The 25,613-nt window shown below is 34.7% G+C and carries 25 protein-coding genes and 1 pseudogene; 7 read left to right on the plus strand and 19 right to left on the minus strand.

Going from position 1 to position 25,613, the window contains the following annotated elements; all coding sequences use genetic code 11:
* The 17 genes and pseudogenes from QZU81_RS08835 to rfbD form a co-directional block, all read right to left on the minus strand.
* Nucleotides 1-1,278 (minus strand): CoB--CoM heterodisulfide reductase iron-sulfur subunit A family protein (locus QZU81_RS08835; RefSeq protein WP_295591346.1); only part of this gene is annotated, 1,278 nt, incomplete at its 3' end.
* 295 nt (nt 1,279-1,573) lie between these two features.
* The gene (locus QZU81_RS08840; RefSeq protein ID WP_295591348.1) at nt 1,574-2,479 is read right to left on the minus strand and encodes an AEC family transporter; all 906 of its coding nucleotides are present in this window, start codon (nt 2,477-2,479) and stop codon (nt 1,574-1,576) included.
* A 71-nt stretch (nt 2,480-2,550) separates the two neighbouring features.
* Nucleotides 2,551-3,486 (minus strand): DNA repair and recombination protein RadA, encoded by a 936-nt coding sequence (radA, locus tag QZU81_RS08845; protein WP_292824176.1) that lies wholly within the window; start codon nt 3,484-3,486, stop codon nt 2,551-2,553.
* A gap of 22 nt (nt 3,487-3,508) precedes the next feature.
* Nucleotides 3,509-6,193 (minus strand): OB-fold nucleic acid binding domain-containing protein, encoded by a 2,685-nt coding sequence (locus QZU81_RS08850; protein ID WP_295591351.1) that lies wholly within the window; start codon nt 6,191-6,193, stop codon nt 3,509-3,511.
* A 155-nt stretch (nt 6,194-6,348) separates the two neighbouring features.
* Nucleotides 6,349-7,752: an undecaprenyl-phosphate glucose phosphotransferase gene (locus QZU81_RS08855; RefSeq protein ID WP_295591353.1), complete on the minus strand. Its 1,404-nt coding sequence runs from the start codon at nt 7,750-7,752 to the stop codon at nt 6,349-6,351.
* A gap of 51 nt (nt 7,753-7,803) precedes the next feature.
* Entirely contained in the window at nt 7,804-8,661 is an 858-nt protein-coding gene (locus QZU81_RS08860) for a glycosyltransferase family 2 protein (RefSeq protein ID WP_295591355.1), read from the minus strand.
* 12 nt (nt 8,662-8,673) lie between these two features.
* Nucleotides 8,674-9,633 carry a glycosyltransferase family 2 protein gene (locus QZU81_RS08865; protein ID WP_295591357.1) on the minus strand — a complete coding sequence of 320 codons (960 nt, stop codon included), beginning with the start codon at nt 9,631-9,633 and terminating at the stop codon, nt 8,674-8,676.
* Nucleotide 9,634: 1 nt separating this feature from the next.
* On the minus strand, nt 9,635-10,594 hold the full coding sequence (locus tag QZU81_RS08870) for a glycosyltransferase family A protein (protein WP_295591359.1): 960 nt from the start codon (nt 10,592-10,594) through the stop codon (nt 9,635-9,637).
* A 10-nt stretch (nt 10,595-10,604) separates the two neighbouring features.
* Nucleotides 10,605-11,687 (minus strand): CDP-glycerol glycerophosphotransferase family protein, encoded by a 1,083-nt coding sequence (locus QZU81_RS08875; protein ID WP_295591361.1) that lies wholly within the window; start codon nt 11,685-11,687, stop codon nt 10,605-10,607.
* 17 nt (nt 11,688-11,704) lie between these two features.
* Nucleotides 11,705-11,986 (minus strand): hypothetical protein, encoded by a 282-nt coding sequence (locus tag QZU81_RS08880; protein WP_295591364.1) that lies wholly within the window; start codon nt 11,984-11,986, stop codon nt 11,705-11,707.
* Between the two features lies 1 nt (nt 11,987).
* Nucleotides 11,988-12,254 (minus strand): hypothetical protein, encoded by a 267-nt coding sequence (locus QZU81_RS08885; protein WP_292824201.1) that lies wholly within the window; start codon nt 12,252-12,254, stop codon nt 11,988-11,990.
* Between the two features lie 222 nt (nt 12,255-12,476).
* The gene (gene rfbB, locus QZU81_RS08890) at nt 12,477-13,484 is read right to left on the minus strand and encodes a dTDP-glucose 4,6-dehydratase (protein WP_295591366.1); all 1,008 of its coding nucleotides are present in this window, start codon (nt 13,482-13,484) and stop codon (nt 12,477-12,479) included.
* Between the two features lie 4 nt (nt 13,485-13,488).
* Nucleotides 13,489-14,021: pseudogene (rfbC, locus tag QZU81_RS08895) on the minus strand (dTDP-4-dehydrorhamnose 3,5-epimerase).
* 4 nt (nt 14,022-14,025) lie between these two features.
* A complete protein-coding gene (gene rfbA, locus QZU81_RS08900; RefSeq protein ID WP_295591368.1) occupies nt 14,026-14,892 on the minus strand; it encodes a glucose-1-phosphate thymidylyltransferase RfbA in 867 nt (288 codons plus the stop codon).
* 34 nt (nt 14,893-14,926) lie between these two features.
* Nucleotides 14,927-15,157: a barstar family protein gene (locus tag QZU81_RS08905; RefSeq protein WP_295591371.1), complete on the minus strand. Its 231-nt coding sequence runs from the start codon at nt 15,155-15,157 to the stop codon at nt 14,927-14,929.
* Between the two features lies 1 nt (nt 15,158).
* Entirely contained in the window at nt 15,159-15,608 is a 450-nt protein-coding gene (locus tag QZU81_RS08910; RefSeq protein ID WP_292824218.1) for a ribonuclease domain-containing protein, read from the minus strand.
* A complete protein-coding gene (gene rfbD, locus QZU81_RS08915) occupies nt 15,605-16,444 on the minus strand; it encodes a dTDP-4-dehydrorhamnose reductase (RefSeq protein WP_295591374.1) in 840 nt (279 codons plus the stop codon). Before rfbD ends, QZU81_RS08910 begins: the two co-directional genes overlap by 4 nt.
* Before the next feature lie 74 nt (nt 16,445-16,518).
* Here rfbD and QZU81_RS08920 point away from each other — a divergent pair, with 74 nt between their 5' ends.
* Complete coding sequence (locus QZU81_RS08920; protein ID WP_295591376.1) at nt 16,519-17,757, plus strand: nucleotide sugar dehydrogenase; 1,239 nt, start codon at nt 16,519-16,521, stop codon at nt 17,755-17,757.
* On the opposite strand, the gene QZU81_RS08925 is transcribed toward QZU81_RS08920, so the two are convergent.
* Nucleotides 17,754-18,962: a DUF2264 domain-containing protein gene (locus QZU81_RS08925; RefSeq protein ID WP_295591378.1), complete on the minus strand. Its 1,209-nt coding sequence runs from the start codon at nt 18,960-18,962 to the stop codon at nt 17,754-17,756. The two genes, QZU81_RS08920 and QZU81_RS08925, sit on opposite strands and share 4 nt — an antisense overlap.
* Before the next feature lie 121 nt (nt 18,963-19,083).
* On the opposite strand from QZU81_RS08925, the gene hacA reads away from it, so the two are divergent.
* The 5 genes from hacA to mmp11 all read left to right on the plus strand — a co-directional run bounded on the left by hacA (nt 19,084) and on the right by mmp11 (nt 23,309).
* Nucleotides 19,084-20,328: a homoaconitase large subunit gene (gene hacA / locus QZU81_RS08930; RefSeq protein ID WP_295591380.1), complete on the plus strand. Its 1,245-nt coding sequence runs from the start codon at nt 19,084-19,086 to the stop codon at nt 20,326-20,328.
* Between the two features lie 4 nt (nt 20,329-20,332).
* Nucleotides 20,333-20,812 (plus strand): 3-isopropylmalate dehydratase small subunit, encoded by a 480-nt coding sequence (locus QZU81_RS08935; protein ID WP_292824234.1) that lies wholly within the window; start codon nt 20,333-20,335, stop codon nt 20,810-20,812.
* Complete coding sequence (locus QZU81_RS08940; protein ID WP_295591382.1) at nt 20,787-21,794, plus strand: isocitrate/isopropylmalate family dehydrogenase; 1,008 nt, start codon at nt 20,787-20,789, stop codon at nt 21,792-21,794. Before QZU81_RS08935 ends, QZU81_RS08940 begins: the two co-directional genes overlap by 26 nt.
* Nucleotides 21,795-21,946: 152 nt before the next feature.
* Nucleotides 21,947-22,363, plus strand: coding sequence for a 6,7-dimethyl-8-ribityllumazine synthase (gene ribH, locus QZU81_RS08945; RefSeq protein ID WP_292738685.1), 417 nt, complete (start codon nt 21,947-21,949; stop codon nt 22,361-22,363).
* Between the two features lie 7 nt (nt 22,364-22,370).
* Entirely contained in the window at nt 22,371-23,309 is a 939-nt protein-coding gene (gene mmp11 / locus QZU81_RS08950) for a methanogenesis marker protein 11 (RefSeq protein WP_295591385.1), read from the plus strand.
* Between the two features lie 38 nt (nt 23,310-23,347).
* On the opposite strand, the gene QZU81_RS08955 is transcribed toward mmp11, so the two are convergent.
* Nucleotides 23,348-25,051: a glycosyltransferase gene (locus QZU81_RS08955; protein WP_295591387.1), complete on the minus strand. Its 1,704-nt coding sequence runs from the start codon at nt 25,049-25,051 to the stop codon at nt 23,348-23,350.
* A gap of 111 nt (nt 25,052-25,162) precedes the next feature.
* Here QZU81_RS08955 and QZU81_RS08960 point away from each other — a divergent pair.
* On the plus strand, nt 25,163-25,613 hold a 451-nt coding region (locus QZU81_RS08960), incomplete at its 3' end, for a Tex-like N-terminal domain-containing protein (protein ID WP_295591389.1).

The following is a 25,613-nucleotide window of genomic DNA, read 5'->3' on the forward strand; positions in this document are numbered from 1 at the left end:
ATCAGGTTCGTGGTCAATACATAATTGAGCGTTTTTCATGGAGTACATACAACATACTCTGGAACAGTATGGTTTACCGATTTGTTCATCTCTTGAACCTACACAGTGGATGAATGCAACACGTTTAGGTTCGATACCATCGGAAGGTTTGATTACGTGTCCACCAGTAGGACCGGATGCGTTAATCATCCTTTCAATTTCCATAGCAGTGATTACGTTGGAGAAACGGCCGTATCCATATTGGTAAATTCCGGATGGGTCGAATGGGTCGTAACCGATAGCAGCGACAATAGTACCAACTTCTAATTCAATGATTTCAGGTTGTTGGTTGTGGTCAATAGCATTTGGTCCACATGCTTGTACACATAAGTTACATTCGATACAGTAGTCTTTATCGATAGTAGCACATAATGGTACAGCTTGAGGGAATGGGATGAATGCAGCTTTTACCATACCGACACCTTCGTCGTAGTAGTTAGGTATTTCGATAGGACAAGCTTCTTGACAGGATCCACATCCAGTACATAATGCTTCGTCTACATATCTAGGTTTTTTCTCAACTTTTACAGTGAAGTTTCCGATGAATCCGTCAACTTCAGTAACTTCTGCGTAGGAAATTAATTCGATGTTTTCGTGTTTTGCACAGTCTACCATCTTAGGTGCTAAGATACACATTGAACAGTCGAGAGTAGGGAAGGTTTTATCTAATTGTCCCATTCTTCCACCGATAGTTGGGTTTCTTTCTACAACGTAGGTTTTGAATCCCATATCAGCTAAGTCTAAGGAAGTTTGAATACCAGCTACTCCACCACCGATAACTAAAGCTTTGTTATCTACTGCTACTTTAGTAGCTTCTAATGGTTCAAGTAATCTTGCTTTTGCAACAGCCATACGTGTTAAGTCTTTAGCTTTTGCAGTAGCTTCTTCAGGTAAATCCATGTGTACCCAGGAGTCTTGTTCCCTTAAGTTAGCAAATTCAAATAAGAATTTGTTTAATCCAGCTTCTTCTACACATCTACGGAAAGTAGGTTCGTGAAGACGAGGGGAACATGCTGCTACAACAATTCTGTTTAAGTTTTTCTCTTTAATGTCCTCTTGGATCATAGCTTGACCCGGATCGGAACACATGTATTTGTAGTCGGTTGCGTAAACGACGTTTGGTAATGACTTAGCATACTCAGCAACGTCAGGACAGTCGACTACTCCACCAATGTTTACACCACAGTGACAGACGTAAACACCTATCCTAATTTCTTCATTATTTATTTCTTCTGCCATATAATTCACCTTGTACAAGTCGTGAAAAATATCTAATATATAAAAAATTGCAATTTTAAAATAAGTTTATAGAATTTTTATACTATTAGATATACATATGTAGTAAATACACACTTATAAAGCTTTCTGAAAAAATCTTAGAGTAAACTTTATATATGATGAAAAAAACTAAGTTTAAAATTGGCTTTAAATACACAAATAAGATTTTACAGACAAATTTAAATAAAATAAAGATTTTTATTGCTTTTTTAGTAAAATAATAAATTTAGGTAAATTAAAATTTTTCAATTTAACGCTATAACAACATCATAATTGCCGGAAGTGTAATCAAAGAGATTACAGTATTGATGAGTATGCAGTCTGATGTCAATTCATAATCCAACTTGTAGGTAATCGCAAGCAATAATGACATCATTCCTGATGGCATTGCAGCTTCAATAATTGAAACATTATACTGAAGATCCACCAAACCTAACTGTGTTGCAACAATGAATGCTATAAACGGGAAAAACGCAAGCTTCATAACTGATGTGAATGCAATCATAGATTTGCTTCTAGATAATGCAGAAAAATCAATTGATAACCCCAAAGTAACCATTATTAAAGGAATGGCTCCTTGACCCAGATAATTAACAGTATTGTCCAAAACAGGACCAATTGGAACGTTCAGCCAATTGAAACCTAAACCCAAAACAACAGCCCACAAAGGTGGGAAAAAAATAATCTTTTTAAAGGCGCTTTTAACAGTACCTCCAAATTTCAATATTAAAACAAAGGACAATAACAAAAATATACATAATGTGGCCATATCGCAAAAGATAGCCCTTAAAAATCCTTCCTGACCATAAACTCCTAAATTAACAGGATATCCCATAAAAGCAGTATTTGCAATCATTACTGTTACTAATACAGACCATAATTTTATATCATCCAATCCTAAGCTTCTTAATATAAAATAAGAAATGATTCCAGTCGCAAATGAAGATGCAAGAATGACAAAGGGTAAAATACCCAGTTTAGGAAGCAATGACAAATCAGCAGAATAAATCGCATGGAATATCATGCAGGGCATTAAAATATACATTACTATCTTATTGAATGGATCAATGTCCTTTTCACTTAAAAAATCAATTCGTTTAAGGAAATATCCCAATCCAATCATTATAATGATTGATAAAATAGTAATCTCAATTGCATTCATATTAAAATAGTTAAATTTGAAAATATTTAAAATTATTTGAAAAAAAAAGTAAAAAAAAAAGAAAGTTAAAATTAACTAACGATACCTTCGCTAGTAATTTTAAATACACATTCACCTTCAGGCAAATGAGGAGAATCCACTAAACGTGCAATTCTTTTTCCAGCTAATCCTTTTTTAAGCCAAATTCTGTAAGTGGAAGCGTGACCTAAAACGTGACCACCAATAGCTTTTGTAGGACTACCGAAGAAAGAATCAGGTTTAGCTTGAACTTGGTTTGTAATAAATACAGCAACATTGTAGGTATTAGCAATTTGCTGGAGTGAATGCAAGTGTTGATTTAATTTTTGTTGTCTTACAGCAAGAGATTCCCTTCCGACATATTCTGCTCTGAAATGAGCCATTAATGAATCGACAATGACCAATCTTACATTCTTACCGCTTTGAATAAGATCATTAATTTTGTCAACCATTAAAATTTGGTGAGAAGAGTTGAATGCACGAGCAACATGAATTCTTTGTAAAACTTCTTCAACATCTAATTCGAAACCTTCTGCAATTTGTCTTACTCTTTCAGGACGGAAAGTGTTTTCAGTATCTACAAAAACACATTCTCCTTCCAAACCACCTAATTCTTTAGGTAATTGAACAGTGACAGCTAATTCATGAGAAATTTGACTTTTACCAGACCCGAATTCACCAAATACTTCGGTAATGGATTGGGTTTCAATTCCACCACCAATCAAATCGTTGAATTCTTGGCTACCAACAGTAATGTGACCAACATCTTTTCTTCTTTCATCAACTTCTAAAGCGGTTTCAAAATCAATATTTTCAGATCTACGAGCTGCTTCAATAACTTTTTCAGCAACACCTTCACCAATTTCTGCTTTAACTGATAATTCTTTTGGAGTTGCGGTTGCTAATCTCATCATGTCAGCAAAGCCTGCATCTTTTAATTTTTCCGCTGTTTTTTCACCAACACCGGGTAAATCACTTAATTCCACCATAATAATCATTCCTTTTGTTCATTTAATAGTATTTAGATAAAATTTTCTTAGGATTTAACCTATTTTCTTCATTATAATCATCGAAACTTACATTGGCTATAATCTCTACAGTTATGCCGTTTAAATCTTCAAGTTTATCTTCAATTCCATAACCATCATCAATAAGACTTAAAATCTCCTCTTTTTTCATGCCGATTAATTCTTCAGCTAAATTATCAAAGAAAGTTACTTGTATTTCACCGGTGTCATCTCGAATTCTTGTAGGAATCATGAAAAGAATTCTAGGTTCATCAAAGACATGACCACAATTATCACAAATAAATTCATCTTCACTTTCTTCTACAGTATATCCACAATTAGGACATTTCTTACGGATAACTCTATCAGTGCCAACTTGCACAATAGTACCGGTTACACAGACATTTACATCATCTTCCAATAAAGACTCAATAGGTTTAGAAACATATATGGCTTCCATTAATTCTTCATAAGAAGGTAATTTTTCGATTTCGTTTTCAGTAGGTTCCAAGATAGCAGTACTTCTACTTACATTTGCTTCAATACGATTATCCCTATCCAATGTTAAACGAGGATTTTGTAATTTGATTGGTTGACCCATTTCAAATTCTCTTTTAGCATCATCATTCCAAAGAACAACTCTAATGGAAGAGGTATCATCAGCAATTTCTATATTTCTAACATGACCAATGTCACCATTATCTCTATCAAACTCACGAGCTTCATTTAACTCAATGATCCTTCCGATTATAATGACATCTTGGTCATCCTCATCTAAATCTTCAATTTTTTTGTAATCATAAAGGGCTTTTTCCAAGGTTGCTAATTCTGGAATAAACATTGCTGAAGCCTGTTCTTCAGATAGCTTAATAAGGCGAGCTCCACTACCAATGTTTAAATCGACAGCATACATGCCAAGCCTGGTTCTTGCATTTTCGATTTGATATGCATCACCAACATTATATTCTTCCTGAGCACGTTCATTCCATAATGACAATCTAACTTTACCGGATTCATCTGCAAAAGTCATTGAACGGACAATTCCGACAGTTCCATCATCTCTTTGGAATTCATTTGTATCATCAACGGAAAGAATTCTACCGATCACATCAAGCTCAATTCCATCATCATCCATAGTGTAAATCTCACCAATAGGGGTTGGTCTTAATTCAGCTCTTAAAGAATCCAATTCATCTAATTCTTCAATGGATAGATTTTCTGGATTGATAGTGATTTGAGTATTAAAATTAGTATTCATTGAATATTGGCTTTGGGTGTATTCATCATATCTCACATCTCCGCCAATAATCTTAATTATATCTCCTTTATTAATTGGCAAATCAGTGTCATTACCCCATACGGTAACTCTAATTTCGCCTGTTATGTCTCTAACATCAAAATTCCTTAATTTACCTTCGCCACCATCAGTTTTTCTTGTAAATGTTCTGACATCTTGAAGCCTTGAGACAATACCCTTAATTGAAACATTTTTCTGCTCACTTAAGTCAGCAATTGGAGAAAATTCTATATTAACTTCAGGAACATCATATTCGCCTTTAATAATTCTTCCGTCCCAGTGAGTTAAAGAGATTTCCATTTCACCATCCCTATTAGCTCTTTGACGTGCTTGAGCTTGAAGTATTTTTACGGAATCTCCATCCTCTAATTTTAAATTTTCAATTAGATCAACATTATTGTTCCATAAGGTGTATGATATTTCACCGGTTGCATCTTTCAATTCAAGTGAAGCAACTTTTCCTTGTTTTCCATTTTTCTCATAGCTTCTGACGGTTGGAATTCTGACAATTCTTGCAATAATATTGACTTTGGTATCCGGTTGAATATCGGCAATATTTGTAATGTCCTCTTCATATGCTGGGAATTTTGAAGGGTCTTCTTCAAGGTGCACTACAGTTGACCTTTGCACTAAATTAGCTTCAAGGCCGGAATATCCCTCTTTGATATCGACATTTTTAATTTGAATGATGTCTCCTTCATTGACATTTTTAAGAAGCTTTATGTTAGGAGTCCAGAAGACAGTTCTCATGGTTCCTGTATTATCCTTTAATTCAACATTGCAGACTTTACCTTCTCCACCTTTTCTGGTTTTAAATGATCTTGGATTTGAGATTGAAATAACTCTACCGGAAATATTAGCTCCTCTGGTTCCTTTTTCAAGATCGCTGATTGATTTATCTGAATATTCAGGTTTTTCAGAAATCGCTTCGACTTTAGCATCCCTTAACTCACCTAAAACCATATCTGCGAATGTATCAGCACCCATGAATGAAATAGTTGCATTTTCTTTTCTGAAATATTCCATCCTTGCCAAAAAGTCCTCTTCAGAAATATCATCCTTAACTTCATTATATTTCTCTAAAAGCTCTTCAGTCATTGTGAAAGGAGCAAATTCCTCTTCAGCAGCGGACTCTTCTAAAGAAACTTCATCTGATTCTTGATTGTCATCAATATTAATTTCAAAAGGCACTTCTTCTGATGCTTCAATGTCTTCAACTTTTTTAAGGACATCGATTCCATGATTTTTTAGAACCTCTTGTGCTGCATTTAATTCATCGTAAAAGCCTAAATTACTATTAATTTCTAGAAGGTCTTCCATTTCAGCTTGGAATTCCTCTTGTGAAAGTTGATCTTTAATTTTTTCGTATAATTTTAAAATTTCTTCTTCCATACCAAACCCCTCATAGAAAGTTAATTATTATTTTATAATTAGAATGTATATAAAGTATTAGAGAGAGCATTTGAAAAGTAATCTATATACAACAATTGCGCGAAAAATGATATAAAAATTACTCAAGTGCGACTCTATGAAAATATGAAAAATAGCTAATATGCATTAGGATTTTTCTTTACTGCGGTTTTAATCATTATGGCCAAGTCCAAACCCATGTGCCAGTTTTCTACATACTCGATATCGTATTCTATACGTTTTGTGATTGAAGTGTCTCCACGACAACCATGAATCTGTGCCCAACCTGTCAAACCAGGTTTGACCTGATGTTTAACCATGTATTTTGGAACAGTTTCCTTGAATTGCTCTACAAAATAAGGTCTTTCCGGTCTTGGACCCACTACACTCATATCTCCTTTTAATACATTGAAAAATTGAGGTAATTCATCAATACTAGTTTTTCTAATTATTTCTCCAACTCGGGTTTTTCTTGGGTCATCCTTTGTGGTCCATTCTGATTTTTCTTCGCTAGGATTCTGAACTTTCATACTGCGAAACTTATACATCATGAACGGCTTACTGTTATGGCCTATTCTTTCCTGTTTGAATATGATAGGACCAGGAGAAGTCAGCTTGATTGCAATAGCTGTTATAATCATGATTGGTGATGTTATTATAATTGCTATTATGGCAATTACATAATCGGAAGTGTACTTTAAGAATTTATTAAACTCATCATCCAATGGAACATAACGTATATTAATAATCGGAATGTCTTCAATCATGTCCACTGACGGCTGAGCAGGGAAATACCTTATGTAATCAGGAATTATTTCCGCCTTGATTCCAACACGTTCGCAGCTTTCCACAAGCTCATTAATCTTATAATAATACTTTAGAGGAATTGCCAGAACAACCCTATCAAACGAATTCATATCAAGAATCGCATCAATATCATCAAATGAACCGATTACACGGCTTCCTTCAATTTGACGGCCAACATGCTCTGAACGGCCTAAAAATCCACTGACAACAAAACCCAAATAAGGATTGTCACGAATTCTTCGAGCGAATGTGAATGCCAAATCATTGTCCCCAACTATCAAGATATGCTTCAAATTCTTGTTATTTACACGAATTCTTTTTAATACACTCCTGATTGTGAATCTTTCAATTATTCCAAAGAATGTACCTATGATAGCCAATAAGAACAGCATTATTCTTGAAAAATCAGGCTGGTTTATAATAAACAGAATTGAAACCAGTGAAATGAAGGCTAAAATATTTACCTTGATGATTTGCGTAGCTTCAGAAAAAATGTTTTTGTATGTTCTGCGGGGCTTATAAAGACCAAACGCAAAATATAAAATCAGATAAACGGGCACTACAGCAAAAGTAAAGAACAAAAGATAACTAATAGAACCCAAATGACCTCCAATTGGGCCAAACAAAGTAGTTTTGAATCTTAACCATAGGGAAACCAAAAGAGCGAGACCGATGACTAAAACATCGATAAATACCAAAATTACATTCAATATCCTTTGATTCTCCTTTATCATAGCAATTACCAAAAAAACTAGTTTATGTTAAATATATTGTTTTTAAGTTATTTAACTTTTCTTTTTAAATAAATTTAAGAATAGCTTTAAAATACATAAAACCGCTATGCCTATATAAACAACTATATTAACCAAGAAAGAAGATTCGCTTGCATGATGCTTTTTATAATAGATATACATTGCACGATAAAATTCATAAATCAGCTTATTTTTTTGCTTTTTGCTGCTTGCGCCCTTTAGATGTGTAATTTTGGACTCGCCATAATAGATTATTTTCCAGCCGGCTTTCTTGATTCTATAGCACAAATCAATATCTTCTCCGTACATGAAGAATGTCTCATCTAAAAGTCCCGCCTCGTTTAAAGCTTCTGCTCTCATGAACATGAACGCGCCGGTAAGGCAGTCTATCTCATAAATCTCATCATCAGGCAGGTCATCTAAATTGTAATTATCGTCTTTGCTGTTTGTCGGAATGTGGAATAATCTGAAAAATGAATTTTTTACATTTGGAAAGCTTCTTTTACAGGCTTTGTCCAAATCCCCGTTTTCCAAAAGGACTCTGCATCCGCTTGCGCCGACGTCAGTGTGCTTTTCCATATAGTTGTAAATATCTTCCAATGTATTTTCCCAAACTATAGTATCTGAATTCAGAAGCAGGACATATCTTCCTTTAGCGATTCTTAATGCCTGGTTGTTGCCTGCTGCAAAACCGTTATTCTCCTTTGATGCAATGAATGTTACCTTATCCTTGAAATAGTCTTGCAGTTTGGACAGGCTGTCATCAGTGGATGCATTATCAACCACCAGAATTTCATAACTAAACGGATAGCTATATTCAAAAATAGAGTTGATAGTGTTTCTTGTTAATTCAAATGTTTGATAATTTACTATTACAACTGAAAGGTCCATAAAGCTCACTGACTATTTTTTTAAAAATTTAAGAGTGTTAATAATTAATCTGTATTCGATTTTAAAATAATTTTTTGTATTTTTGGATTGGAACCTGACTTTATCAATTTTGTCTCTTGTAGACAAACCCTCACGAATTCCGGAAAGGTAAGTGGAACCGAAGCCTTTCTTTACAAAGAACAGGTATTTGATAAAGAACCCTAAAAACAAAAATATGAAATTGGTTATCTTCAATGGTATTGGAAGATTTTTATAAACTACCCAAACATTATTACGGGCGGCCAATTTCACCTTAAATTCATTATATCGGCTTCCGGATGTTGCGCTGCCTATATGATATACAATGGCCTGAGGACATAATAAATTTCTATAACCGTTTATCTTTGATCTGATTGCCAAATCCACATCTTCCATGTATGCAAAGAAGTTATCATCAAAAAGTCCGATTTCGGATAAGATTGACTTTTTATACATTGCAGCACCGGCGCAACTTGAAAATATCTCCTTTACCTCTTCAAATTCGCTGGTGTGATGGTTTTCACCGGTTTTTTTAGTCCATGCAAGCAGGTTGTATTCATCCCCGACATCATCGATCAGTTCCTTGTTGTCATATTGGAGCATTTTTGCTTGAACAGAAAAGATATCATCATCAGAAGTAATTAAATCCATCAATGCTTTAATTGAACCTTTTTTAACTTCGGTATCATTGTTGATTGAAAAAATTAACTCGTTTTGAGCCTTTTTGATTCCTTGATTAACGGCAGGGGAAAATCCGACATTCTCCTTATTTTCAATTAGGACCAATGGAAAATTAAAGGCATTGTTTTTAAGATATTCCAAACTTGCATCGCTGGATCCGTTATCAATAATTATGACTTCTCCAATGTAGTCATTATCTTCCTCGAGAGATTCCAAAAACGTCTTTAGAAATCTTTCCCCATTATAGTTTGGAGTTACAACAGAAACTTTCATATCAATCAATTGAATTTTTAAATTTTTTCCACATTTTATAATATAATTTTGGATTTAATAAGAATAACCTTATCTTATTTTTGAATTTTGAATCGCCTTCAAATTTGGATAATTTTGTTAACAAGTCCAATTCTTTCATTTTAGCCAGTACTTCATCAAAATCGTAACCATTATAGAAGAAAAAGTTCATATTTCCAAAAATGGCTTTTGGAATTCTGGAAGTTATTATCAGATTTGCCAAATCTTCCTTTCCAAGGCTTTTATAGAATTCTGCCATTTTCTCAAAAATCTCAACCACTTCAAAGCGCCTATATTCAGATGTTTTAATCGCTGAACCGGAATGCTGAATATAATAATATGTTACTTCATTGCTTACTGCAATCTCTTTTCCGTAAATCAATGCTTTAAGAGCAAATTCAGTGTCTTCACCATAAATGACATCCGGATTGAATCTGATGTTATTGTCCTTAATTATACTGGTTTTATACATTAACTGCCAAAAGTTAAAGTATATTTCCATCTTTAATTCCTTTGTTATGAATTCATCGCAGGACATTAATCTTTTTGAATAGTGGTCGGGTGTGGACACCTTATCCCCATCCTTTTTTATAAACTGAATCAAACTAAAATCTGTTTCACCATTATACAGTTCGGACAGGTGATTTCCAGTAATATAATCATCTGAATCAACGAAAATCAAATATTCACCAGTTGCTTTTTCTATTCCAACATTTCTTGCACAGCTTACGCCCGCATTCTCCTGATGAATAATCTCATATGAAATTGTTGATTTTGACAGCTTTTCCCTAATAATCTCCAAGCTGTTATCGGTGGATCCGTCATCGATGACTATCAATTCAAAACTGCTGAAATCCTGATTGATTATTGAATCGAGTGTGCTTCCTATATACTCGCAACTATTATAAACTGGAACTATAACGCTAACCTTAAAATTATCCATATTCCCACCTTTATTTCAAAAGAAAATCAACAACCCTTTTAGATGCTTTACCGTCAATGACATCAAATTGAGTCATCACGAAATCAGATATTTTGCTCTTATCAAACTCACTATTTTTTATTATATCAATTAATTCATCAGATGTATGAACGATTGGTCCGGGAACCGTTTGCTTAAAATCATAATAAAATCCACGTTCATTAGCCAAATAATACTCCAAGTCATATGTGAAAAATATTATTGGGCGATTTAAAACTGCATATTCAATCATTATGGAAGAATAATCCGTGATTAGGATATCACTGATTAACATTAATTCCTGTTCACTTTCAAATTCGCTTACATCAACATATTTTCCCCTGGATGAGATATCATCCTTATAAAAATTCTTGATTTTGGGATGAAGTCTTAAGGCCAACACATATTCATCGCCCAAAACCTCATTAAACCTTTCCAAATCGAGAAAATCGAAAATGTTATTATATTTCTCTTCATCCCGAAATGTAGGAGCATAAAGTATAATCTTCTTACTGGAATCAATGTCATATTCTCTGCAGAATTCAGATTTCAATTTATCCAAATCATGATTTTCAAAGTAATAGTCAAGTCTTGGAAGACCCAAGGCCTCTATTTTTGATTTGTCTATTTGAAATGCCTCGATATATTCTTTTTCAACCTTTTTGGAAGATGTTATTAAGTAATCGGTGTTTTCACTTGCCATAGACAATATTTCTAACTCTTCGGGACTGCAGACAGATCCGCCGAATTTTTTTGAAGCGCCTGGAGCATGCCACAATTGGACAACTTCAGTTTCATCCCTAAACTTCATGAAAGCCAGCGGGAAAAAATTATCATTTAAGAATACATATTTTGAAGTTGCTAAATTCTTAAAACTATTGAAGGAAATCTTATCTTTGTAAAAGAAGTTGAATTCAAAATTTCCCTGTCTTTCAAACTCTTTTTTAATATAATCTAGATTACCTTTGAATGATTGGTTAGAATCAATTATGAATGAAATCTTATTTTCTTTTAAGGGAAATACTTTAAATATGGAAAATAGCTTTCCATATATTTTATGTTTTAAAAATGCCATAATCAATCAATAAATTACTATCTAAAAAATGCTAACATTCCAGGAAAAGCTCCAAGCATAGCCTGAAGACCTAAAACAAAAATAGCAAAACCACCTATGAAATTAATATATCTTGCATATTTCATTGCAAATCTTGTACCGAATGTTCCAATTAAAAGCCAACATACAACAGCACATAAACTTAAACAAGCAAGTCCAACTGGATTAACGCTTGCAGCAACACCTTGAGCGGCTAAAATTAAGTTTTCAATGTTTCCAAAAACGATTAATACTAGAAACTGTCTCAATTCGCCAGCCACTCTAGACACCTCTTATGGATTGAATCATTGCTTGAAGACCTAAAACAAAAATAGCAAAACCACCGATGAACTCAATGAAACTAACATAATCAATCAAAAGCTGAGTTCCAAATGTTCCAATCATCAACCAGAGAGTTACAACACAAAGACTTGCTATTCCTAATTTAACTGGATTTACGCCAGCTACAACACCTTGAGAAGATAATACTAAGTTTTCAATATTTCCGAAAATAATCAATCCTACAAAAGGTAAATATTGCTCTAACATCCAATCACCATTTCCCTAATAAAAAATTTTATTATACTTATCAATATTTAAAGAATAAAATATATAAAATTATCTAAATTTATATGAAAAACTAATTCTAAAAATTAAAAATTAATTAACATTTTGTACTTAAAATAATAAAAATAATTAACAAAATTGATAAAAATACCTAAATACATTAACAAATAATAAAAATAAGAGGTAGATTTCAAGTGTAAAAAACTACCGGTTCAAATACATTTTCTCATAATATTCCTGATACTGACCGCTCTTGATTTGGCTTGTCCATTCCTGGTTATCCAAGTACCATTGAATAGTTTCCTTAATTCCAACTTCAAAAGTATACTCAGGAGACCATCCCAAATCATTTTGTATTTTGGTCGAATCGATTGCATAGCGCCTATCATGCCCTAATCTATCAGTGACAAACTCAATTAATGATTCATCTTTACCCAGCTGGTTTAAAATCAATTTAACGATCTCAATATTTTGCTTTTCGTTATTTCCACCGATATTGTAAACCTCACCTAGTCTACCTTCATGCAAAACCAAATCAATAGCTTGGCAGTGATCATAAACATGCAGCCAATCCCTGATGTTTTTTCCATCCCCATAAACCGGCAATTTTTTGTCCTCCAGTGCATTTGAAATCATCAGCGGTATTAATTTTTCTGGAAATTGATATGGGCCGTAATTATTAGAACAACGAGTAATATTTATAGGTAAATCAAAAGTTTCACCATAGGCACGTGTTATCAAATCTCCACCGGCTTTAGAAGCTGAATATGGGCTATTTGGCTGTAATGGAGTGTTTTCGGTAAAGTATCCTTCACTGCCCAAAGTTCCATAAACCTCATCTGTGGAAATCTGGATGTACTTTTCAACGCCATATTCCTTAGCCGCATTTAATAAAACTTGTGTGCCGAGCACATTGGACTTAATAAAGATTTCAGGATCGGATATGCTTCTGTCAACATGACTTTCAGCTGCGAAGTTGATTACATAGTCGCACTGCTTGACTAAATCATCGACAACATTTTTATCCCTGATATCTCCTTTGACAAATGAATAATTATCCATGTCTTCAATGTCTTTTAAATTTTCAAGGTTTCCGCAGTAAGTCAATGCATCCAAATTAATAATTTCATATTCAGAATACTTGTTTACCATATATTTTACGAAATTGCTTCCAATGAAACCTGCTCCACCTGTAACAAGAATTTTTGACATGCTATCACTCATATTTTATTTTGGATTCCTTGAAACTTTTCCACTGCTTATCTTTTTCAGTGGCCAATCGATTGCAATATCTTCATCATCCCATTTAATTCCACTTTCATCTTCACCGTGGTAAAATTCAGTGCATTTGTACACAAATTCTGCTTCATCCGATAAAACTAAAAATCCATGAGCGAATTTTGGAGGAATATACAATTGTTTCTTATTTTCATCGGATAAAATAGCTCCAAACCATTTGCCATATGTAGGGGAACCCCCTCTAAGATCCACACCAACATCAAATACTTCCCCTTTTATTACACGGACTAATTTTCCTTGGGGATAATTAACCTGAAGGTGCAAGCCCCTTAGAACGCCTTTTGTTGACTTTGATTGGTTATCCTGAACAAAGGTTAAATCGTACCCGGCTTCTTTGAAATCATTCTCATGATAAGTTTCCATAAAATATCCTCTGTTATCTTCAAAGACAGTGGGCTCTACAACAAACATGCCCTCAATACCGGTTTCTGTAAATTTAAATTTTCCCATAAAATCACTTTTTAACTAAATTGAATAAATATTGTCCATAATCAGTTTTTTTAAGTTCTTCTGCGGTTTTTAACAATTGATCATCATTAATATATCCTTTAAGATAAGCAATCTCTTCAAGACAGGCAATATACAAACCTTGTCTTTTTTGAATTGTTTCAATGAAGTTTGCTGCCTCCAAAAGCCCTTCATGAGTACCAGTGTCAAGCCAAGCCATGCCTCTTCCTAAAAGTTCAACTTTAAGTTTGCCTCTTTTAAGGTATTCTTCATTAACGGAAGTTATTTCGACTTCTCCTCTCTCGGAAGGCTCAACATTTTTAGCGATATCTATTACATCATTATCATAGAAATAAAGTCCCGGCACAATATAATTTGATTTCGGATTTTCAGGTTTTTCTTCAACAGAAATCACATTCCAATCATCGTCAAATTCTACAACCCCAAATGCTTCAGGATTGTTTGTGTAGTAACCGAATATTACTGCACCCTCTTCCAATTTAGTTGCCCTTTCAAGAATTTCAGTAAATCTATGACCATGAAATATATTATCTCCCAAAATCAATGCTACACTATCTTCCCCAATAAAGTCTTCACCGACAATGAAGGCTTCTGCAAGACCATTAGGATTTTCCTGAACAGCATACGAAAACTTAATTCCCAAGCCGGTTCCATCCCCTAAAAGATCTTTGTACATAGGCAAATCCCTTGGAGTGGAGATAATCAATATCTCTTTAATTCCTGCAAGCATTAAGACAGAAATAGGATAATAAATCATTGGTTTATCATATAAAGGTAATAATTGTTTTGAAACCGCTTTTGTAATAGGATAAAGACGAGTCCCAGAACCACCTGCAAGCACTATACCTTTCATAATAATCACTGAATTTAATTTATAGTTTTAATAATTAATATAATATTTCAAATTTTAAAAAATCATTTTCCTCTGCGGCGTCCTTAAATGTGTCAATAATATCCTTATCAACATCATCGGAGTTGATTAATTCAATTTCACATTCAATTTCACACAAACAGTCATATAATGCATCCAAATTCTTGCCGTAATAATCAGGAAAATTCAAGGCTTCCATCAAATAGTCATGCCCATCCTCTTTTATTAATTTTCCGTCTAGCTGCATACTAAACCTCCTTAAATGTATTGTAGTGGTCAGGTGTGTAATAAACTTTGAAATCACCGGTATTGTACACTATTCTTTCTGCTCCACGGCTGGTTCCATTAGCGTTAATATCACATTCTATGTATTTATGGTCGCTGTCCGGAAGTACGTGCTGCCTATTGGTAAACTTGTCGCCGCCTATACTTTTCCCCGGAGCATATTTTTTAAGCGGTCCGCCATGCCATCCGAGACTTTGAGCTTCTTTTTTAGTTATATAATTGCTTGGAAGCTTATGAAATTCCTTGATATATGCGGCCACTTCATCTACTGTGCAGTATTCGCCATCTTCAACTACATCAACATCACCTGAGTCATCACCGAAATGCAAGAAATCAAAAAATCCTGCACTTACGGCACCAATACTGACAAAAGCAATGAATAATGCAATAATAAACATTAACTTTTTATTCATTTTATCAACCCGATATATTCTTTTATAGCTTCTTTATAACTTCTAAGTGGTTTGAATCCATTTTCTATCCAATTCCTATTCTCTAAAACAGAATAGCTTGGACGTGGTGCAGGTCTCGCAAATTCGGCTGCGGTGACTGGAATGACTTTTACATCCATCTGCGCAACTTCAAAGATATATCTTGCAAATTCACACCAGGAACAGCTTCCGGAGTTTGTCAAATGGTAAATTCCATAGGAGTCGCTTTCAATCAGCTGTGAAATTCCCTGTGCCAAGTCGGGAGTGTATGTGGGTGTTCCAACCTCATCATAAACAACAGTTATTTCAGAATGACTTTTGCCTAGTTCCAACATTGTTTTGGGAAAATTTTTCCCATTGATTCCATATAGCCAAGCAGTCCTTACAATAAAATACTTATCAAGGATTTCCAAAATGGCTTCCTCTCCCTTGCGTTTGCTTTTACCGTAAACACTAATAGGTCCTATTTCATCATCTTCAACCCAAGGCCTGTCATTTTTGCCGTTGAATACATAATCCGTACTTATATGGACTAATGGGCAATCAACCTCTTTACATGCGAGAGCCAAATTTCGAACGCCTTCTCCATTTACGGCATAGGCAATATCCTGATTTTCCTCACAGCCGTCAACATCAGTATATGCCGCAGAGTTGATTACAACATCAGGATTTGCATCACAAATAAAGTCGATTGTATGTTGCTTATCAGTAATATCCAATGATTTTGAAGTTGTAAGAATCAGATCATGGCTATCACCTAAAACTTCCCGCAAATCATGCCCTAACATTCCATTGGACCCTGTTATTAAAATCTTCATAATACCACTTAAAACTTTAATATTAGTTTAAATATATATTAAACTTAATAATATTTAAAAAGGGGTTAGTTATTATGAAAATTTGTATTATTGGTCAAGGTTATATAGGATTGCCAACTGCAGCACTTTTCAGCCGCAGCCATTGTGAAGTGGTTGGTGTAGATATCTCAGAAGAGATGATAAACAATCTAAATAAAGGAATTATCCATATTGAAGAGCCAGGAATAGCCAATATTATCAAAAATGCAATAGAAAATAAAACATACACAGCAAGCCTAACTCCTCAAAAAGCCGATGCATTTATTATTACCGTGCCAACACCATATATTGCTGAAAATTACAGCTGCGATTTAAGTTATGTCATCACCGCATGTGAAGGGATTTTACCTTATCTTGAAAAGGGAAATACAGTTATCATTGAATCTACTATAGCTCCAATGTCAACCGATGAGACAATAAAGCCTATTTTTGAAAAAGCCGGCTTTAAAATTGGTGAAGATTTATATCTGGCACATTGTCCCGAAAGAGTTCTTCCGGGCAGAATCATAGAAGAACTGATACATAATGACCGCATAATAGGGGGAGTAACCCCAGAATGTGCAAAAAAGGCAAGTGAAGTTTACGGCCAGTTTGTTGAAGGAGAGCTAATGCTTACTGAAGCAAAAACCGCCGAATTATCAAAATGTATGGAAAATACTTTTAGAGACGTTAACATAGCTCTTGCAAATGAACTAGCAAAAATATGTGCAGAAATTGGCGTGAATGCTCTTGACGTTATTGAAATGGCAAACAAGCACCCTAGGGTAAACTTGCATTCTCCAGGACCTGGTGTTGGAGGACATTGCCTTGCAATTGACCCTTACTTTATCTATGCCAAAGCGCCTGAAACTGCAAAAATAATCAAATTGGCAAGGGATACAAACAAATCAATGCCTGATTTTGTCTGCAACAATGCTGAAAAAATAATCTCTGAAGGAAAAATTGCCGTTTTAGGAGTTTCATATAAAGGAAATACCGGTGACGATAGGGAAAGCCCCGCTTATGAAATAATAGCTAAATTAAGTCAAAATTATGAAATAGCTATACATGATCCTCACATCGACAATCCTAATTTTGTAAGCTTTGATGATGCCGTGAAAGATGCAAATTTAATTTTGGTCTTATGTGACCACGATGAATTCAAGCATTTGGACTATGAATCAATTAAAAACAGTATGGAAAATCCGATAATATTCGATACAAAAAATATCATAAAAGAAGTCCCGGAAGAAATTAAGTTATATAATTTCGGGAACTTATATGAATTAAATTAAAAATTAATAGACTGGTCTTTTTGAATTTCGTGCCCGTTCCATGCTTTCAGGCTACTCCATTCCACAAATGGCGCTGTCCAAAAGATATCGTTATTATCCAAACCTAAAGGTAAAAATGCTGCACAGCACATATAAAGGCTACCAGTATTAATGTTATCTTCACCTATATCCTTTTGGGAACCGTTCAATCCAATAATCAACCATCCGTCATCGTCAAAATTATTATTATTTCCAAATTGCGCTCTTAAAACTTTTGTCAAAGCTGACCTGACCTGTGCAGGATTGATATTTCTTGGCAATATCTTAAGCAAAGCAGCTTGAGAAAGCAAATGGAAAATACCGCAACGATAAGATAATGATTTTCCTAAAAGAGGATAAGTACCTTCAGGTGAAATAACCCTTTCGAGCTGTGAAGCCAATCTTGAGGATCTCATCAATTGTACATCCAAAAATTCGCCGTCCTGAAGACCGTATTTTCTCATTACTGTTAGAATATCATTAAGCATAGGATGGATAATTAAACTGTTGAAATAACCTATCTCAAAGTCCTCACCATCGGAATAAATCGCATCTCCAAGATAGAAATCATCCCTGAATTTAGAAACACCATAGGTTAAACGTTCCTTATCACATTCTCCTGTGAATTCTAAAAGAGCGGCTTCAATGATTGCAGTGTATAATAACCAATGATTCTCATAAGGAGCAATTATTCTTGTATTTTTAAGCTCGCGAATAATTCTGGCTTGGATATCCATAGGTAAATTAAGCCATATCTCATTTTTGGCTCTGAGCAATCCTTGAGCAAATAAAGCAACATCAACTAAAGATTGTTTAGGTTCTACAAGAAAAATATAATCCTTGCTGTTGGGATTGACAGAATTGGTAATGCACTTTAAAGTTAAATAAATGTACTTTTCACGAATCCGACCTTCTTCTGAAGAATCAACACCAAGTTCCAACCATGGAGCGATTCCATTAAATACACGTGCAAAAGCTTCAAAGTATACGAATTTTCTTTCCTTATCACTATTCGATTCATAAGGCATATTCTTTTTAAGTGACCCTCTGGCAAGATTGTTCAAAACAGGAAAAGCAATCTTCTGCAATAGGGATACCCAAAAAATCCTATCTTCCCACACCGGAGGCATTTCCTCAATAACGGGAGTTTCTTTTTTCCTAAATCTTTTCAAAAATGAGTTGCTCATGAATTATATTTTTATAAAACATATTATATAAGTTTTAAAATTATGCTTAAAAATCAAAAAATAATGAGATTTATATATTTTGTTTTACATATACATTTATCATTATTAAGAGGTTGAAAATATGCCAACAATGTCTGAAAAAATATTAGCTAAAGCTTCCGGAAATGAAAATGTAGAAGCTGGAGATATAGTTATAGCAAATATTGATGTAGCAATGATTCATGATTTAACAGGACCTCTTTCAGTTGAATCTTTTGAAAAAATTGGATCTGAAAAGGTTTGGGATGCATCAAAAATTGTTATACCTTTTGACCACCAAGTTCCGGCAGACTCAATTGACTCAGCTAATAATCATTTAATAATGAGAAAATTTGTTAAGGAACAGGGTATTGAAAATTTTTATGATGTTAATGCAGGTGTTTGTCATCAAATATTACCTGAATTAGGTCATGTTGTACCTGGAGAAGTTATTGTAGGTGCAGACTCACATACTTGTACTCATGGAGCATTAGGAGCCTTTTCAACTGGAATTGGATCAACAGATATGGCAATGGTATTTGCGGAAGGCAACTTATGGTTAAAAGTGCCTGAAACAAACAGATTCAACATTACAGGCAAATTAAAAGAAAATGTTTATGCAAAAGATGTAATTTTGCATATTATAGGTCAAGTTGGTGCCGATGGGTCAACTTACAAAGCTTGTGAATTTGCTGGCGAAACCGTTTCAGATATGAGCGTTTCTGATAGGATGGTTTTATGTAATATGGCAATTGAAATGGGTGGTAAAACCGGTTTGGTAGAACCTGACCAAAAAACAGTTGACTATGTTGAAAGTCGTTCCAACAAGCCATATGAAATATTTAAAACTGATTTGGATTCCTTTTCTCTTAATATAATTGATATTGATGTAAGTGATTTAGAGCCGCAAGTGGCTTGCCCTCATCATGTGGATAATGTGGTGGCCGTGAGTGAAGTCGACCAAGAAATTGACCAAGTCTTTTTAGGTTCATGTACAAATGGAAGACTTAGCGACTTAAGAGATGCGGCAAAAATATTGAAAGGCAATAAAATAGCAAAAGACACAAGAATGCTGGTTATACCTGCATCAAAAGAGGTTTACACCAAAGCACTTGATGAAGGATTAATTAAAATATTTGTTGATGCCGGAGCACTTGTTTCAGCTCCATGCTGCGGTCCATGTCTTGGTGGGCATACCGGTATAATCGGACCTGGCGAAGTAAGTCTTTCAACTTCAAATAGAAACTTCAAAGGAAGACAAGGAAGTCCTGATGGGAAAGTATTCTTATCCTCTGCTGCTGTTGCTGCCGCTTCAGCAATTGAAGGAAAAATTGTAGCACCGGAGTGATTAAATGAAAGGAACAGCATGGAAATTTGGAAATGACATTGACACTGATATTATTGTGCCTGGAAGATATTTGATTTATACTGATGAAGAAAGATTATCACAGCATTGTATGGAAGGTTTAGATCCGGATTTTGATAAGAAATGTAAGAAAGGAGATTTTATTGTAGCCGGAACTAACTTTGGATGTGGTTCTTCAAGAGAACATGCCCCAATAGCGCTTAAAGGTGTTGGAGTGGCTGCAGTAATTGCTGAATCTTTTGCAAGAATATTTTACAGGAATGCTACAAACGTTGGCGTTCCTCTTCTTGAAGCTCCAGGAATTACAGAACTTGTAGATGATGGGGATGAAATTGATGTGGATATGGAAGCGGGAACAATAACTGCTTCTAATGGAAAAACCATTGAATTCAAAAAATTGCCTCCATTCATGTTAGAAATATTAGAACAAGGTGGTTTAATTGAATACCTCAAAAACAAAAAATAAATATCAAATTGCTATTGTTCCAGGTGATGGAATCGGTAAGGAAGTTATGGAAGCAACCTTATACGTATTAGAGGCATTTGATATTGACTTTGATTATGTTTATGGTGAAGCGGGAGATGAATGTCTCCAAAAAAATGGCGAAGCTTTGCCTGAAGAAACATTGCAAATTATTAGAGATGCCGATGCATGCCTATTTGGTGCAGCCGGCGAAACTGCAGCAGACGTTATCGTGAAAATACGTCAGGAAATGAAAATGTTTGCAAATTTAAGGCCGGTTAAAGCATATCCTAATACAAATTCATTGCGTGATGACATCGACTTTATGATTGTTCGTGAAAATACCGAAGGACTGTATATTGCAGGCGAAGAATCATTGACTGATGAAGGTGCAGTGGCCAGGCGTATTATCACCCGCGAAGCTGAAGAAAGAATTATTGATTATGCTTTTAAATATGCAGAAGAAAACAGCAAAAGCAAAGTTACCGGAGTTCACAAAGCAAATGTTTTAAAGAAAAGCGACGGTTTATTTAGGGAAATCTTCTATGACGTTGCCGGCAGATACCCTGAAATTGAAGCTGAAGACTATTATGTGGATGCAACAGCGATGTATCTGATTACCCAGCCTGAAACCTTTGAAGTCATTGTAACAACAAATCTTTTCGGAGATATCCTATCCGATGAAGGTGCAGGCCTTGTCGGTGGACTTGGATTGATTCCGTCAGCAAATATCGGTGAAAATGGAGCGCTTTTCGAACCTGTTCATGGTTCAGCACCTGATATTGCAGGTCAAAATAAGGCAAACCCGATAGCCATGATGCTTTCAGCTATAATGATGCTTAGATATCTTGGCGAAAATGAAGCGGCGGACAGGTTTGACGCTGCAATTTTAAAAGTATTAAATGACGCTAATATTTTAACTGGTGATTTAGGTGGTTCCGCTACAACCATGGAACTGGCTAGTGAAGTTAAAAATAATCTATAAACTATATGGAGTAAAAAAATATGGATTTTAAAAAATTAACTAAAATGCAATTAGCAGCACTGTTTATCATATTCATTATGGTAGTAAGTGGGGTTGCAGGATTCCTTCTCATTATATTTAGTGGTGGAATGTAAAAATAAGAGGTAGATAAAATGGTAAAATATGAAATAGCAGCGGTAGTTGCAGAATTTAATTATGATATTACTCAAATGATGTTAGAACTCGCAAAAGCGGAAGCAAAAAATAGAGATTGTGAAATTACAAAAGTAGTTGCGGTCCCTGGTGTATTCGATATGCCTCTCGTAATCAAAAAATTATTACAGAAAGGAGAATACGATGCAATTATCACCTTGGGCGCTGTAATAGAAGGTGCAACTGACCACGACCAAATCGTGGCACAACACGCTTCCCGTAAAATTGCTGATTTAGCTTTAGAATACGATACCCCAGTAGCACTTGGAATTACCGGTCCGGGTATGACTAGATTAGATGCTCACAGACGTGTCAAAAACGCAAAAAGTGCTGTTGAAGCGGCTATCAAAATGTGCGACAGATTAAAAGAAATTTAGTGATTGGATGGAAATTTTAAAACCTAATGAATTAAGAGAAAAATTTAACGACCCTTGGATTGCACCATATGAAAAGGTATTGACCATGGTGGATGGGGATAAAGTAGAAATTGTCGAATATCACCCATGTATTTCAGGATCTCACTGGTTATTGAATCAATACCGTAACAACTCCGAATTAATTGATTCCGCTTATCGTGACGGTAACAAACATGTTTACAAATGCCATGTTGGTTCAGCACCTCTCGATTTGAAGGCAAGTTTCAACGCTGCAGGAATTGATGAGATTATCATTGATGGCGATGAAGTCAAAGTTACTCATGCAGGCCTTGCAGGTGCCGGTGTTGGAGCTGGAATGTGCAGGGGAATGGGTGAAGGCGTTAAATACATTGAGTTAATCCAAGTTGGAGGCGGTTCAAAAGCCGGGAAAGCAACTGTCGTAACACCTAAACTTGAAAAGGTTGTTATCGGTGTTGATGATACAGACACAAAAGATGCCGGAGCTACTTGGACTATGGCACACAATTTAGGTGTTGAGCTTGCAAGCGAAGGATATGAATATTTGGATCATATCATCGTTCAATTATATCCGCACAACCCTCACAAGACCCAGAATTGCGTATCAATAGCTTTGACATTTGCAGTTGAAGAATCCAAAAAAGAAGATTTGATAAATAGAGTTATTGAAATTCTTAAAAGAGATACCCTATCCGATAAAACAGCAATAGCCATTTTGGAAGGCTTGGACATTCCGGAAAAATTAAGGGAATATTCAATAGCTACAAAATCAGGAATGATGGATGTTGAAACTGCAGAATCAGTTGCAAAAGAATTAAACATTCCTTTGATTGCAGTGACTGGTGAACAAGGAAAAGTCGGTGCATTAGCTGCTTTAGGCCTTTATGATGATGTCGAAGAAGCAGTAAAAGCATATGATAAAAAATAAATCTGAAGAATAATCTTTAGATTTATATTACTATTTTTTTAAAAATTGAAATCTAAGAAGGTATCTTGATTTTGACGTGTGAACAACTTGATTGAAGTTGAATTTGTATCAGTAAATATTACCTTGAATTTATGATTTCCATATTTGAATGTTTCAGTCAGGTTAGTTTTAAAGTTAAATGAATCGACAACCACTCCATTAACTGAAACTTCATAAGTTTCATTATTTTTAAAGATACCTGATGAGTTAATGATTGACTCATTGTCTAGAATTAATTCAAAGTTTGATGAGTGCTTATCCCTTGAGGTAATAATAAACTTCTCTACCACTGTAGTATTATTGACTTCATGACTATGGGTCATTAAAGCCCCTTCAAACACATCTTTCAAACGGCTGTTTTGAATAACTTCCCCATCATCAAGATCCAATAGCTTCTTAACTTCAATTGGCAACCTCAAAGTATCAGGCTCGCCATCTCTTGTGTTGTTAATAAGATAGACATTATCAGCATCCAGCTGAATCGTATCATTGGCTTTGATGCCCAATGTCATCATTGCCTCTGAAGGCATACGTATTTCATTGGTTTCATTTTCGATAGCAGTGTCAACAGTATAAGGGCCTCTTACAGAGATTGCATTGTCCCTTAGTGAATCATCTGCATATATGATTAGATTTCTTGAATTCGGTTCAATTGATAAAACACCATGGTCAAAGTGTGCCGCACCAATGAAAGTTGAAATCATTAAAAGCAATACAAATATAGATATGATCATCGGGAAATGAATCTTAATAAATGACCTTACCAAATTTCCCCTAGGTGTCTTTCTAAACATATCAATTGATTTTACAATCACTTTAATAATGTAATAAAGAGCAAGAATGATGCCTATGATTGAAATTATAACACCAATGGACAAAGAAACGAATTTTACGAAAAATATTGTGAATAATCCTAAGATAGTTAAGGATAAACCGACAATAGCCATCCTAATATCATAACCAATATCATCAATCATGACAACTCTTCCGTACTTGTTTGCACGTCCGATAATTGTCCTGACAACCTCATTAGCCATCAAATTTAAATCTAAAAGTGGAGACATGTCATGTTCAATTGCACCGATGTCGACTTCCATTATTGAAATTCCAAGTACATCGGCATCAATGACAATACCCACATCAACACCATAATCGCTTTCAAAATTAATCTTTTTCAATACTTCTTTACGTGCTGCAAACTGACCGCTCAACGGTTGTTCGAATGAAATTTCTGGGAAGAAAAAGTTTAAAAGCGGCTTTGCGGTAAGTTCAGTTACCCTGCCACTTGCACGTGAAAATTTAGTCTTGGTGATATCGGTTTTTCCCTCTAAAATAGGCCTAATCATAGCTTCTACCTTAGCTGAAGTCAAATTGTAAATATCCGCATCAATGAATGCAATAATATCACATTCAGCTTCCCTATAACCGGTGTTTAAAGCTTCACCCTTACCCTTATTAACTTCATGGGTAATAACGCGAGCGCCAGCATTAATGGCTTCTTCAGCAGTATTGTCGCTTGAACCATCATTAACAACAATGATTTCATCTACAAACGACACTTTCTTTATGACCTTAACTACCTTGGCAACAGTTTCTTCCTCATTGTATGCGGGAATGATAACTGAAACCTTCTGATATTTCTTAGGTTTTTGAGTTTTTATGCCGGCCAGCAAAAAAGCAAGAATTACAAAAAACCAATACACTCTAAATTCCCCATCAATAATTTCTACATTATTAAATTTATAAATTATTAATATAAATAGTTTATATAGGTTAATTAGTTCATTAAATAATTTAAAAGATTTTGTGAAAAAATGATAGTCGATACACTCAAAAACGAATTAAATCTCAAAAATTGGCAAGTGAAAAAAGTAATCGAATTAATTGATGAAGGAAACACAATCCCCAAAAATTGGCAAGTGAAAAAAGTAATCGAATTAATTGATGAAGGAAACACAATCCCATTTATAGCAAGGTACAGAAAAGATGTAACCGGTTCACTTAACGATGAAACACTGCGAAAATTTGATGAAAGATTGAGATATCTCAGAAATCTAGAAGAAAAAAAGATAAAAGTAATTAAAAGGATTGAAGAGCTTGGAAAACTTGACGATGATTTAAAAAGCAAGATACTTGCTGTTGAAACGTTGGTGGAATTGGAAGATTTCTACAGGCCTTACAAAAGCAAAAAACAGACAAGGGCTGAAAAAGCTCGACAAAAGGGTTTAGACCCTCTTGCTCAGATAATCCTAAAGCAGGAAGTCA

Source organism: uncultured Methanobrevibacter sp., from assembly GCF_902770715.1.
Classification (GTDB): Archaea; Methanobacteriota; Methanobacteria; order Methanobacteriales; family Methanobacteriaceae; genus Methanocatella.